Origin of the sequence: Catenibacterium sp. co_0103, assembly GCF_004168205.1 — a bacterium.
Classification (GTDB): domain Bacteria; phylum Bacillota_I; class Bacilli_A; order Erysipelotrichales; family Coprobacillaceae; genus Catenibacterium; species Catenibacterium mitsuoka_A.
Window position 1 is genome coordinate 33750 of sequence record NZ_RCYB01000001.1, and the last position, 12603, is coordinate 46352.

Consider the following 12603-nt stretch of genomic DNA (forward strand, 5'->3'; position numbering starts at 1 on the left):
TAACACCATTATAGCATATGAAAAGAGTTGTTTTGAATATGAAAATACCATAAGACAAAGGGACCTGGAAATCATTCCAAGTCCCTTATATTAAAAGTCTACTTCATAATACAATATGCTTTTCTCTTCATTTTGTACTTCACTTAATACAGTTGTATTCCCAGCCATCTTCAAACTTTTCAATATCATATCAAGCTTTGCAGCATCATTTTCTTTTAAACCTGATGTACTGCTTAATTTGATACTTAGTGTCTGATGATTTATAGGTCCATTAGTATCCATACGCATATCTATTAAGTTTTGAACATTCTGATCATACTTCAGATATCTTACATGAGGTTCAGCTGGATCATGTCCTGGGAAACTATTTTCAGCTTCAATCTCTACTTTATCGTATTGTTTTGATAGTTTATCAACATCAACTGACACTGTACCATCTCCATCTTTAGCTTTTCCGTCTGCTTTTCCATTCCACTTCTTCTTAATAAGTGAAAATTTTTCTCTCATATATGTAACTCTGAATTTTTTTGCACCTAAATCTTGTGCAATCTTCTGTAATTCATTCACACGAGCCTGCTTCAAACGATCAAAATATTCATCTAGCACAATATAGTTATCTTTATCAGTAGGATCTACATAATAGAAATTAACCTCTTCGTAAGGATAGAAATTCAACCCAAACTTATTCACTGAATCTTTAAAGATATTCACCCATCTCTCACCCTTACAGGTAGCCCAATATCCAATTGATCCTCTACATACTTCTATATCAAACTTCTTATCTCTTTCTACAATTCTCACAAGTCGTGAATATTGCATACCATTTAAATCTTCAGAGAAGATTGGTTTCAGTCTTTTCAAATCCCATTGACGTTTCATTTCATCCATCTTTACTGCAACATCATGGGCTTTTTCTGATGCAGTATCTCCTAGTTCTTTTGCTTTGCCTGCTGCAACATCTCCTAGTTCCTTAGCGCGCCTATCTAACTCTGCATCATCAACTGCTTTAACTACTTTCACTCTTGCTTCATCAATACCATCTTTGACATCATCAATCATTTTACTAATTTTCATAAGTTCTTCCCTCCTACATACCTTGTTCTTGTCTTATTTGTTTAATTTGATCTTTATAAGTCTTATTATTCTCTTCACTCTTTGCTGGAATAGAATATCTCTGTATAAATTCTATTACTTTCTTTTGTTCCTCTAATACTCTTATCGTATTATTGATTTTATTTACTTTCTCTTCTATTACAGTTTCCTGCTTCATTCCTTCTAGAATCAGTTTGATTCCTTTTAAATCAAATCCCATTTCTTTATACCATAATATTTCCCATAGTCTTTCTATAGTCTCATCATCATAGAGTCTATAATTATTCTTAGAGCGTTTCACAGGTAATATACCTTCATCATCATAATATTGTAATGTACGCTTACTGACTCCTGATAACTTACTCACTTCATCAATCTTTTTAAACACTTTTTACATCCTCGTAACTTGAGGATACGTTATCACGTAAACGTGATAGCAATACCCACCCTACGAATCTCCTTTCTATTAGAGTGGATGTAAAAATCGCGTAAAAAAAGATGAGCATTTTTGCCCATCTTGAGTCTTATGCGTGTTTATTTCTATTTTTACGTCTTTCTTTTCTATTCTTAGGTACAGGTGCTTCTTCGTCTATACCTACTACTGTTGTTTTCGCAATATAGTCATGAATAGCTCTTCTAGAGCCTGTATTATAGACCATTACACCTGAGATAATAGTCAATACAGCACCTATTGCAGTTAAGTAATATTCAAAATAGATCCCTGTCGCAAGAGTTAACATCTGTCTTAAATAACGACTCACAATCATAGATACACTTTCAATAAGTAATAAGCCAACAATGTTTCTTAATACAAGTGTTTTGATATCTAGTGGCTGCCAGTCTAGTCTGACAATCTTAAGCTTCATAATCTTCTTACCAAGTGTCTGACCAGGATACACTTTATATGGGATATATACAAAATAGATTACTGCCACTACTAAGCATAATAATCCTGCAACATAACCCCACCATTTAGGAAATCCTAAAGCAGCAAATACATATAAATCACTAAACATATCATCACGTTTAGTGACCATGCTGTAGATTGCAACGGCAGGTAATCCACAAAGGATACCTCCAATTACCCAGTCTAAAACATAGGCAAATACTCTAGAGGCAAAAGGGACTTTAGATGGCTTTCTATCTAGCCAGAATGTTAGTTTGTTCCATAAAATACGCATAAGACAATCTCCTTCTATTTATTATATAAGTAATCCATTGCTTTCTTGAATCGTTTTAATCCTTCTTCAATCTTAGAGCGAGGACAGCCTAAGTTCATTCTTAAATACTTTGCACCATTTTCACCATAGATTTCACCTTTCATAATGGCGACTCCTCCCACATTCACAAGTGCATCCTGAATCTCATCAGAAGTGAATGGGACATCTCTTGCATCAATCCAGGCAAGATATGTGGCTTCTGGTCTTTGGAACTTGAAGTCTTTTAATTCATCTCTTATAAAGTTTTCTACAAGTTCCATATTTCCACGAATATATTCATTTAACTGATTAATATAATCATCACATTCAGTATAGCCAATCATAGTGGCATACATACCAAATATACTTGCCGAATTAAGAAAATCTCTTCTTCTTGTTACACCTAAGAATTCATCTCTGATCTTTTCATCAGGAATAATGACATAAGAACCTATGAGACCTGGTGTATTTAATGTTTTACTTGAAGAACTTGCTGTAAAGATTTCTTTATATTCATCATAGTATTTCATTAATGGATGATGTTTCGCATCTTTAATTCTAATATCCATATGAATTTCATCTGAAATGATCTTTACCTGATATTTCTTACAAATTTGAATCATACGATGCATTTCCTCATCACTCCATATTCTACCTGTTGGATTATGAGGTGAACAAAGAAGTAATAGAGCACTTTCCTGAGCCTGCTTTTCAAATACATCAAAATCAATCTTGAATGTACCCTCTTCCTTTATCAGATGATGTGAAAGAAGTTCTCTATCATTTTCTTTAATCACATTAATAAAAGCATCATACATAGGGTTCATAGTGAGTACCTTGTCATGAGGTTGACTTAATAAACGAATGAGTAATGATACAGAATACATCACAGATGGGCTATAAAGAATCCAGTCTTCTTCCATATCTGTATCAAATCTTCTTTTGAAATAAGTAGTAATAGAAGATTTGAAATCATGATGATTCCATCTTGTATAACCATAAATCTGATGATCTGCTACTTCATGAATCTTTTTTGTGATTGGTTTAGGAATAATAAAATCTGTATCAGAAATAGAGAATGGTATTAAATCCTTCTTATTAAAACGGTCTTCAATATAATCCCATTGTGTACAATAAGTACCTAAACGATTATGTACTTCATCAAAATCATAATGCATACTATTTTTCCTCCAGTATTATATAGTCCTTAGTGGTTTTATTAAGTGGAACACCTACACCATTTTCAATAAGGACATCATCTTCTATTCTAATGCCACCTACTCCAGGTATATAAATACCAGGTTCACATGACATCATCATACCTTCTTTTAAAACTGTCTGACTCTTACTATTTAAAATAGGTCCTTCATTACTATCAGTCACACCTATTCCATGTCCAAGTCCATGATCAAAATACTCACCATAACCTGCATCAACAATCACTTGTCTCGCAGCCAGGTCACAAACACAAGCAAGAGCGCCTTCTTTAATAGCCTTTAAACCAGCAAGCTGTGCTTCTAATACAACATCATAGATTTTCTTGTAACGTTCCTCTGGTTCACCAATAAAGCATACACGTGTCATATCTGATTGATAATTATCATACTGAATACCAAAATCAATCATAATAGGTTCATGTGCCTTCACTCTTCTACCAGTTGGTCTACCATGAGGTAAAGCTGTTCTTTCACCACTTGATACAATCGTATCAAATGACATCTGCTGTGCACCTGATGCAGTAGAATAATATTGAACTAAAGCACTGATTTCATACTCAGTCATACCTACTTTAATATGTTGAATCACCTTTGAATAGATATCATCTGTAATCGCAATCGTTTTTCTCATTGCGGCTATTTCTTCAGAGTCTTTCACAATTCTTAAATTCATAATATCTTCATCTAATAAACAAATATCAACACCCAATTGTTTCATTTGTTCATATTCATTAACTAGTACTTCATCCGCTTCTACACCTAAATTCTTACAGTTCTCTTCCTTAAGTAGTCTTTCTACTGCAGCTAAATAGTTACGGCCTGTTGTGTGAGGATTATGAAGAACGATTTCTAAATCAAATTCTGTTTCTTTTGCTTCTGTAAGATATCTACCATCTAGAATCAAATAACCCTTAGATTGTGTAATCAGAATCTTACATCCACTTCCTGTCATTGTAGACATCCACTTCTTCATTGTTTTGCTTTTGAGTAATAAAGCATCTATGTTCTTCTCTTTTAAATAGTTCTGAACTATATCTATTCTTTTAGCCATATGTATATACCTCTTATAAAAATATAAGGGGGGCAAGCGAATGCCTGCCCCTTTGATATTAAAAATCTAAGTCTAAATCGTCTAAAATTGCAGCATCTTCGTCTAAAATAACATTATTAGTATCTTTCTTTTTAACATCTTGTCCATAACGTTTTTCATAAATCTTGAAGAATGGATACCACACAACAATTGATGCAATCATCTGAGCCGCATTGACTACAATAGACATCATGTCGAAGTTAGTTAAGTAACCTTCTAAGAATACACCAACGTATGGAGGTGTAAAGATAGATTTTTCCATAATTCCAAAGTACATAGCGAAACCACCAAAGCTTCCAATAATTCCACCAAAGATTACGTAAGGAATAAAGAATATAGGGTTTAATACGATTGGAGCACCAAATAGGATTGGTTCATTGATACCAAATAATGCTGGAATAAGGGCAACACGTCCTACCTGTTTTAAAGCCTTGTTCTTAGATAATAAGCACCAGAATACTAATCCGATTGTAACACCAGTACCAGTGAAGTTACCGAATGCTGATTCAGGACCTGGGCAGTAGAAATGAGGTAATGGCTGTTTAGCTAAGCTTGCAGCGATATTGTCAGCTAAGAACTGAGTTGAGATTGGGCTTGTAATAGGGCTTAATACTGATGGATGAATACCAAAGAAGAATAATAAGCACTGAAGCATTCTTAAGAATAAATAAGCAATTGGGTTATCCATTGAACCTACTAAAGGTGCAAATAACTTAGTAAAGATTAAAGGTGGCATTGTATTGAATACATTGATACATACAATACGTACGATTAAGAAGAAACCAATGACGATCACTGATAATGGAATCATTTCAAATGATCTAGATACGAAATCAGGAACTGATTCTGGCATCTTGATAGTGAATTTCTTCTTTTTACACCAGCGGAATAATTCAACCGCAATGATAGATGCGAACATAGCCGCAAACAGACCCTTAGGACCAAAGAAAGTAGTATCTAATCCTCCACCTTCTTTTGTCTGGTAAGTCATGATAAAGAAAGAGATTAATGCCATGCTGACGGCACCAGGAATGTCCTGTTTATAACTGTTAGCTAAATGATATGCAATAATGATTGATACATATACTGACATTAAAGCCATACCTACATTGTATGGAATGTAGATTAAATCAAGATTCTTTAAGATCCAAACTGATACGGGATGTTTTGCACCAATCATGTTTGGGATAGCTTCTGGAATCAAACAGAAACTACCAATGATTAGTAATGGTGTTAAGGCAACCATTGATTTTTTAATAGCACTTAAATGAACCTGTTTATCCATCTTGTTTGCAAGTGGAGTCAAGTACTTGTTCATAAAGGCTTCGAATTTATCAAACATTTTAGTCCCTCCAAATTATTTTTTCATTTTGCCATGTCTGCTTTTCTACGTGCGATTAATACCTGTTTCATAACAGTTGCACCATCCATTTTTCCATATACTTCTTGATCAACGATTACATATGGAATATGGTATGGTTCAATAATTGGCTTGATGTAGTCCAATTTATGCGCAATCTGTGGTCCAATAACTAATACATCGCAGTCTTCTACTTCACTCTGTAAGATATCTACTGGAATCGCAACAAAGCTGAAGTCATCTTCATTTAGCTTTGCACTTTTTTTAACGACAGCTTTCATGCTGTCCATCAACATAGTTGTTGAGAAACCACCTGCACAACATAATACGATTTTCATTTTACTTTCCCTCCTTTGCTTCAAAGATTGTTATTAACTCTTCAATTAGATCCCTTGCTAATTGAGATGTCATGTAATGGTCCTGGGCATGAACCATTAATAACCCAACTACTGGCTTTTCTTCAGTGTCTGACATTTCAGCCTGAATAAGCTTAGTCTGAATAGAATGTGCTTCGATGTCTATTTTTCTTGCTTCATCTAATAGTCTTCTCGCTTCATCATACTCTCCTGTTTTTACTTTCTTCAATGCTTCAAAAGCCATAGATTTGCTTTGTCCTGATGAAGAAATGATTCCGATAATTTGTCTTTCCATTTCAGTCATGTTCTTAACCCTCCGTAATAAATGTTGTCATTGCCTGATATTGTGAATTATCTATTTGTATTAATTTACAAATCAATTGAATCAAATGCTGTAAGTCATTGCTATGAACCATTGAATAAGATCCATGACAATAACGTAGTGGAATACCTAATACAAGTGCTAAGCATCCTCCCGCTTCTAAATGTGCATTACCTGCATCTGTTCCTCCACCCTTAAACATATCGCACTGATAAGGAATGTTATTCTTATCAGCCACTTCTTTAACATAGGCCAATAGTTTTCTATTAGGAGCCATTGTTTTATCATAATGAACAATCATTGGACCATGTCCAATCAATCGGGTATTTGTATAGTTCTTTACAAGTTCTGGATTATTTGCGACATCAATCGCATATACGATATCTGGATTAATAAGATGTGTAGCTGTTTTTGCACCACGTACACCGACTTCTTCACTACTTGTTGCAACGAAATATAAGTCATGTTCATTGAACTTCACCTGCTTTAAGGCTTCTGCAAGTACATAACATCCTGAACGGTCATCCATTGCTTTACCCATATAAACATGAGGCTGAATTTGACGCATACTTGATGCAAAGCAGACCATATCACCAATAGAAATACCAAGGTCTTTCACTTCCTGGGCTGTTTCACAGCCAATATCCACATACATATCTTTAACCTGGCCATTACTATCCTTAGTCACATTCAATAAGCCTTCATACTTACGTCCATCAGATGTTGTCACACGTACAATCTGCATTTCCTTACTCTTATCTAACACACCACCTAATGGCATTAAATAGAGGAAACCAATATCTGAGATATATCTCACTTCAAATCCGACTTCATCCATATGTGCACAAAACATGATTTTTAAAGGATTTAAACTACATCCCTTTTTATGAAAAATCACACTGCCTAAAGAGTCACAATAGACTTCGTCACAATACTCTTTTAATTCATGATAGAGAATATTTCTTACTTCATCTTCACATGATGCAATACTATCTGCATCACTGAGTCTTTTAAGTAATTCATCATTCATGTTGAACACCTCCTAATTCATCTAACACTGCCATCATTTCTTCAAATGACTGGACTTCTAAAATTCTTTCTATATATTTTGGTTCATGCATAAGCGCATAGAGCTTCTTTGTAAGAACCTTATACATTTCTATCTGATCCTTTCTTAAACAAATCATGAATACGAGTTTGACTGTTTTCTCGTGAGATTCAAATGGGTTCTTTAAGATTCTTACAGATATCATGTTTTTTAATGCATCTGTTTCTAATGGGTGAGGAATACAGATTCCATTCATATAAATCGTACTGACATAGGATTCACGTTCTAATACAAGATCCGCAAATCCCTTCTTCCCATAGCCTTGTTCTTCTAATTCAATCGCCATACGATAAATCAAATTCTCATAATCATCATCTTCATCTATCTTAAAGAAATCTTTAGAGAAGAATGACTGATACATTGGTTTATCATTGACCAACGTATAAGGATCATAGTCATCTGTCTGTAAGATCTGCTTAATACGCTGTAAATCCTTATCATCCAGTAATTCCTTGATATAGATAATAGGTGCCTGGATATCAAAAGAAAGCGGCATAATTGTAAATACAAGGTCAGGACAATAATCTAGTAAAGCATCCTGTTGTAAGAATGAGAATGTCTTGACTGTTGCTTTTGGAAAAAGTGATTCTATCTGCAGTTTGATCATATAAGCACTGCCTCCTCCAGAGGAACAGACCACCCCAATACGATCATAAAGCTGTAGTTTTTGTTGTTTTTCCTTTTCCATATGTCCTGCAAAATGCATAGCGACAAATCCGACTTCATCAAAGGTTGGCTTGACATCATAGAGTTCATGAAGCATATCACAGAACTGTATGGCGATATTAAATACGACTGAATTGGTAATACTTAATTCATTGGCTAATTCATTCTTATAGGAAATCTTGTCATGAAGACGATCTATAAGTAATGTGACATGGATGAATAACATCTTCTTAAAGTCTTCATCTTGTAAGAATGTTGTTTCATACATTTCATCTGTTTTCTTTAAGAAGTCATTGATGACTTCTTCGAGGTTGGTACATTTAAAACCAATATTTTCTAAACGTTTTCTAAGATTCTTATTTAAGACTGTAATGAGTCCATCCACGCTTTCATTAGAGAACTCAACATGATAGAGACCTTTCATCATATCAATCACTTTTTTAGCTAAGCGATGGATTGTGATATCTTGATATGTATAGTCTTCATCCTGTTCACTATGAATAGAAGCACTATAAACCATGATTTTTAAATAGGCTGTAATATTAAGTAACTCATTGTAGTTTACATTCACATTTTCCTGCGTAAGTAAACCTATAAAAGATTGTTCAACAAACTTAAAATCTCTTGTGACATCATTGACTGTTGTCTGAATAAAGAAACTGCCGTTGATGTATTCTTCTGTAAGGTACATCTTAAAATCTTGATCCAAGCCATTGATTTTAATTCCATAGTGTTGTTTTCTTTCGATTTCAAAATGATACACCTTTGCAATTCTTTCTACGATATGCATATCATTCTTGATTACTGTCTTAGATACCTGGAAGATATCCGCAATCTTATTCATTGAGATATAATCTTCTTGAATGGCAAGATATGATAATATATGCGCAGGTCTTTCATTAGTAGAAACATAGAATGTTTCATTCAATGTTTCTAAGAAATCATTGAACAATGTTTCATTGGTGATTTCTAATAAGTATCCCTGTTCTCTTTTCATATGAAGCAAGAATCCTTTACGTGGAGAAATGCGCATGAGATAAGAAATATCAGTTTGAATTGTTCTTTTGGAAACATTGAATTTTGTCACAAAGTAATTCGTTGGCAGATATTTAGAATTGTCTCTGAGTTCTTTAAGTATTGAATATAATCGCACGTTTCTCCCTCCCTACAATCACATTATACAAAGTAAGCCCTTCCAACAAAAGGTAACCTTCTTCATATATACGTGCAATAAAATGTCCTTTAGTGATATTTTACCATACAGTTTTTTTAAAGTAACTTTCATAATGATTTGGGGAGATGTATGATTAATGAAGAGGTGATGCCAATGAAACATATTCATAATAAGTTAGTCAGAGATCGTATTCCTGAAATCATAGAGAATGATCATAAGACTTGTGCAAAAAGAATACTCAAAGACGATGAATATCTTAAAGTAAATTATTAGAAGAGTGTCATGAGGTAAGGAGGTAACGAAATTATGAAACAGTTTTTATATCTTGATACTGATATCGTAAATTCAATTGTAGCTCAAAGTCAAAAAGGTCTAGTAACCCAAACTACTGTAGAAAAAGAAGATAACACAACTAAAAATTCTAGAAACACCGAAAATATTTCTGCTACAGGTTCTGGCAATATAGGTGGTTTTTGGAAATTTGTTGAATTAAATTCTAGTTTATCTGGTTCTGCAGAATTGTCTCATTCATCCGAAGTACAATCAGTATCTAAAGATGTTATCAACAAAATATTACATGAACCAGCTTTTGATATTGCATATAAGTGCATTTCACCTAAAGTTATATTTCAAAATAAAAAAATATGATGAATAAGGAAATTATGTAGAAATCAAACGATATTATGATTTTATAGATTTAGATTACTTAGAAGGACTATTTACACAAGGAGGACTCATTGACTTCATAAAAAAAACAAACAAAGAAAGCTTTGAAAAAAAACTTAACCAAGCCAAAGAAGGTCTTAATCGTGAATAAATACGACAATATAGTAATAATTAAAAAAAAGAAGTAAATAAATTCATAGAAAAGAACAATAAACAATACGATGATATTGTGGCTATCATTAAAGCTATTAGAAGTTTTATGCCATACAACAGATTGTTAATATCTAAAGATGGTTACCTAATTCCTTTAGATGGACAATATTTTAGAGTTGACCCTAAAAACCTTGGTTTTCGATACGGTGGAGAAATCACCTGTGTGGGAATAATTACTAATATCTTCGGAGAAGATGCGAACCCCAATGATAGCCAAAATGTTTTTGCCACTCTACAATATGCTGCAAACTCAGCACTAAAAGAATTACTACCAACAACCGAAAAAAACATCTGTATTGTTCATCCAATTGCAGTCTATTATGGGGAATAGAAAATAAAGAACATTTCTGTATTCACTATACCGATATTTAAAGTATTCTAATAAAATGATTCGCCATAAATTGATGTGTAATATATTTCATGAAATAAAAAACACGATTTATCTCCCATATATACCAAAATCATAAAATCAGTTTGAAAATATATAAAATAATAAAACAATATAACCATATAAACCGATTGATTTCTATACAGGAAAAGAATTGCAGCCTGATGATATCAGTGTAGATCATGTGATTCCTTGGTCATTCATGTATAGTGATGATATCTGGAATCTTGTTTTGACTTCTAAGAGTCATAATTCTTCTAAGTCCAATCATATTCCTAGTAAAGAAGTGATTGAACAGTTGAATCAAAGAAATAAAGAACTTGTAGAAACAATCAACAATAGTAAATACAAAGAAGAACTGAATATTGCGATTGCGCATAGTTATGTGGATCAATTCTATCTCTCTATGAAACTATAATTTTTTCTAGTTTTTTGAATTTTATTGAAATTAAGTATAGAGTTTTCTACAATAATCATAGAGGAACTTAAGTAATCTTAAGTCATTCCTTAAATAAAAAAGCCTATTGAGATGCTCATCTCGCCAGGCTTTTTTATTCGTATAACATAATATTTATAAGGGGTTTCAATTAAAGTTTTTTATTTGTTTTTTTGTATTCATTTGCATTGATATCAGGAATTTATTAGTATACTTATAGAATGTTTTTTTCATAATATATTTTCCTTTTTGTCTGGCCTGTCTATTATTAGACAGGCTCTTTTTCTTGTATACATTCAAGTAAATCTACAGCTTCAATCTTATATAATCTTGATAAAGCTATTAGATTGGTGGTATTGGGTTCACTTGTTCCATTCTCCCATTTAGAGACAGCTTGTCTACTTACTCCTAATGTTTCTGCGACAAATTCCTGAGTCATATTACAACGCAAACGATTTTCTTTAAGAGCTTCTCTTAAAGATTCCGCATTGATTTTCTTCTCTTCTCTTATATCTTTAGAGTTAATATATTTCTTTAGAGCTTTCACTATTAATATGAAGAGATAGATGGATGAACAAAAGAAGAAAATCATAAATGCAATGCAAAGAATGGCAATAATATAACTAATCACTTCATAATACATATCTCTTTTCCTTTCTATGTTGTTCCATAGCACTTTATTTGATTTAAAGCACGTTGAGGAACTTCTGATTTTGATACAATCCTTTGGTCAGTAACTACGTTCTTTTTTGTTTTTAACTTAATGTAAGTTCCTGGACAGTAGGTGTTAATAAATGTGACAAGCTTTCTTTCTCCTAATGCATTAAAAGATACAAGAACATATTCTTTTCCAATAGGTTGTTTATGACCATAATCATCGATGAGCCATGATTCTCTATTCACATTACTACAAGGAATCTGTGTATAGTAGCAGTCAGATACAGTGTGGTCAGTACTTAAGTATCTCACTGCTGTAATTGTAACTATACTGATTAAAACGATAAATACAACCAATATGCCTTTCTTTTTCATAAAACCCCTCCAATCATTTTTTATTGAATAATAGAAAGAAAATAAGACTTCCGATGAGCAGGAAGTCTTATATGAGACAGGATTATAGGTATTAAGCAGGATGTGACAGAAGAACATGTTGACTACATATTGAAAGCTTTATTACATTATCCGGTTTTTATCTTCTGTATTCTAGGAAATTGAGAGTATCCGTATTTTTCATTTAATCCTATTATGAGTGGAAAGAAGTCGAGAAATGTCTGATTCCTTGGATTGAATAGCATAAAAAAAGAATAAGTAAAATA

16 protein-coding genes are annotated in these 12603 nt (G+C 33.0%); 4 read left to right on the forward strand and 12 right to left on the reverse strand.

Features of this window, described 5'->3' with window-relative positions; all coding sequences use genetic code 11:
• Window positions 1–90: 90 nt before the first annotated feature.
• The 10 genes from EAI80_RS00185 to EAI80_RS00230 form a co-directional block, all read right to left on the reverse strand.
• Window positions 91–1074: a hypothetical protein gene (locus EAI80_RS00185; RefSeq protein WP_129980467.1), complete on the reverse strand. Its 984-nt coding sequence runs from the start codon at window positions 1072–1074 to the stop codon at window positions 91–93.
• A gap of 13 nt (window positions 1075–1087) precedes the next feature.
• Window positions 1088–1480 carry a MerR family transcriptional regulator gene (locus EAI80_RS00190; protein ID WP_129980468.1) on the reverse strand — a complete coding sequence of 131 codons (393 nt, stop codon included), beginning with the start codon at window positions 1478–1480 and terminating at the stop codon, window positions 1088–1090.
• A 136-nt stretch (window positions 1481–1616) separates the two neighbouring features.
• On the reverse strand, window positions 1617–2273 hold the full coding sequence (locus EAI80_RS00195; RefSeq protein WP_129980469.1) for an RDD family protein: 657 nt from the start codon (window positions 2271–2273) through the stop codon (window positions 1617–1619).
• A gap of 14 nt (window positions 2274–2287) precedes the next feature.
• Window positions 2288–3469, reverse strand: a complete 1182-nt coding sequence (locus EAI80_RS00200; RefSeq protein WP_129980470.1) for a PatB family C-S lyase — start codon at window positions 3467–3469, stop codon at window positions 2288–2290.
• A gap of 1 nt (window position 3470) precedes the next feature.
• Window positions 3471–4559 carry a Xaa-Pro peptidase family protein gene (locus tag EAI80_RS00205; RefSeq protein ID WP_129980471.1) on the reverse strand — a complete coding sequence of 363 codons (1089 nt, stop codon included), beginning with the start codon at window positions 4557–4559 and terminating at the stop codon, window positions 3471–3473.
• 58 nt (window positions 4560–4617) lie between these two features.
• A complete protein-coding gene (locus EAI80_RS00210) occupies window positions 4618–5940 on the reverse strand; it encodes a PTS transporter subunit EIIC (protein WP_129980472.1) in 1323 nt (440 codons plus the stop codon).
• A gap of 23 nt (window positions 5941–5963) precedes the next feature.
• Complete coding sequence (locus tag EAI80_RS00215) at window positions 5964–6296, reverse strand: PTS sugar transporter subunit IIB (protein WP_006506879.1); 333 nt, start codon at window positions 6294–6296, stop codon at window positions 5964–5966.
• Between the two features lies 1 nt (window position 6297).
• Window positions 6298–6618, reverse strand: coding sequence for a PTS lactose/cellobiose transporter subunit IIA (locus EAI80_RS00220; RefSeq protein WP_129980473.1), 321 nt, complete (start codon window positions 6616–6618; stop codon window positions 6298–6300).
• Between the two features lie 4 nt (window positions 6619–6622).
• A complete protein-coding gene (gene ypdE, locus EAI80_RS00225; RefSeq protein ID WP_129980474.1) occupies window positions 6623–7666 on the reverse strand; it encodes an aminopeptidase in 1044 nt (347 codons plus the stop codon).
• The gene (locus EAI80_RS00230; protein ID WP_129980475.1) at window positions 7659–9563 is read right to left on the reverse strand and encodes a PTS sugar transporter subunit IIA; all 1905 of its coding nucleotides are present in this window, start codon (window positions 9561–9563) and stop codon (window positions 7659–7661) included. The genes ypdE and EAI80_RS00230 overlap by 8 nt, the downstream gene beginning before the upstream one ends.
• 150 nt (window positions 9564–9713) lie before the next feature.
• Here EAI80_RS00230 and EAI80_RS00235 point away from each other — a divergent pair, with 150 nt between their 5' ends.
• The 4 genes from EAI80_RS00235 to EAI80_RS00250 all read left to right on the forward strand — a co-directional run bounded on the left by EAI80_RS00235 (window position 9714) and on the right by EAI80_RS00250 (window position 11269).
• A complete protein-coding gene (locus EAI80_RS00235; protein WP_192923979.1) occupies window positions 9714–9857 on the forward strand; it encodes a hypothetical protein in 144 nt (47 codons plus the stop codon).
• Between the two features lie 33 nt (window positions 9858–9890).
• The gene (locus tag EAI80_RS00240; RefSeq protein WP_129980476.1) at window positions 9891–10232 is read left to right on the forward strand and encodes a hypothetical protein; all 342 of its coding nucleotides are present in this window, start codon (window positions 9891–9893) and stop codon (window positions 10230–10232) included.
• 247 nt (window positions 10233–10479) lie between these two features.
• A complete protein-coding gene (locus EAI80_RS00245) occupies window positions 10480–10794 on the forward strand; it encodes a hypothetical protein (protein WP_202976582.1) in 315 nt (104 codons plus the stop codon).
• 187 nt (window positions 10795–10981) lie between these two features.
• On the forward strand, window positions 10982–11269 hold the full coding sequence (locus EAI80_RS00250; protein ID WP_275055282.1) for an HNH endonuclease domain-containing protein: 288 nt from the start codon (window positions 10982–10984) through the stop codon (window positions 11267–11269).
• Window positions 11270–11555: 286 nt separating this feature from the next.
• Here the strand turns inward: EAI80_RS00250 and EAI80_RS00255 are convergent, their stop codons facing one another.
• Window positions 11556–11930: a helix-turn-helix transcriptional regulator gene (locus tag EAI80_RS00255; RefSeq protein ID WP_129980477.1), complete on the reverse strand. Its 375-nt coding sequence runs from the start codon at window positions 11928–11930 to the stop codon at window positions 11556–11558.
• A gap of 14 nt (window positions 11931–11944) precedes the next feature.
• Window positions 11945–12319, reverse strand: a complete 375-nt coding sequence (locus tag EAI80_RS00260) for a YxeA family protein (protein ID WP_161220243.1) — start codon at window positions 12317–12319, stop codon at window positions 11945–11947.
• Window positions 12320–12603 lie beyond the last annotated feature (284 nt).

What these genes read in the sequence shown, in the direction of transcription:
- EAI80_RS00185 (WP_129980467.1), bottom strand. Translation starts at nt 1,074, where the DNA reads ATGAAAATTAGTAAAATGATTGATGATGTCAAAGATGGTATTGATGAA.
- EAI80_RS00195 (WP_129980469.1), bottom strand. Translation starts at nt 2,273, where the DNA reads ATGCGTATTTTATGGAACAAACTAACATTCTGGCTAGATAGAAAGCCA.
- EAI80_RS00200 (WP_129980470.1), bottom strand. Translation starts at nt 3,469, where the DNA reads ATGCATTATGATTTTGATGAAGTACATAATCGTTTAGGTACTTATTGT.
- EAI80_RS00205 (WP_129980471.1), bottom strand. Translation starts at nt 4,559, where the DNA reads ATGGCTAAAAGAATAGATATAGTTCAGAACTATTTAAAAGAGAAGAAC.
- EAI80_RS00210 (WP_129980472.1), bottom strand. Translation starts at nt 5,940, where the DNA reads ATGTTTGATAAATTCGAAGCCTTTATGAACAAGTACTTGACTCCACTT.
- EAI80_RS00215 (WP_006506879.1), bottom strand. Translation starts at nt 6,296, where the DNA reads ATGAAAATCGTATTATGTTGTGCAGGTGGTTTCTCAACAACTATGTTG.
- EAI80_RS00220 (WP_129980473.1), bottom strand. Translation starts at nt 6,618, where the DNA reads ATGACTGAAATGGAAAGACAAATTATCGGAATCATTTCTTCATCAGGA.
- ypdE (WP_129980474.1), bottom strand. Translation starts at nt 7,666, where the DNA reads ATGAATGATGAATTACTTAAAAGACTCAGTGATGCAGATAGTATTGCA.
- EAI80_RS00235 (WP_192923979.1), top strand. Translation starts at nt 9,714, where the DNA reads ATGATTAATGAAGAGGTGATGCCAATGAAACATATTCATAATAAGTTA.
- EAI80_RS00240 (WP_129980476.1), top strand. Translation starts at nt 9,891, where the DNA reads ATGAAACAGTTTTTATATCTTGATACTGATATCGTAAATTCAATTGTA.
- EAI80_RS00255 (WP_129980477.1), bottom strand. Translation starts at nt 11,930, where the DNA reads ATGTATTATGAAGTGATTAGTTATATTATTGCCATTCTTTGCATTGCA.
- EAI80_RS00260 (WP_161220243.1), bottom strand. Translation starts at nt 12,319, where the DNA reads ATGAAAAAGAAAGGCATATTGGTTGTATTTATCGTTTTAATCAGTATA.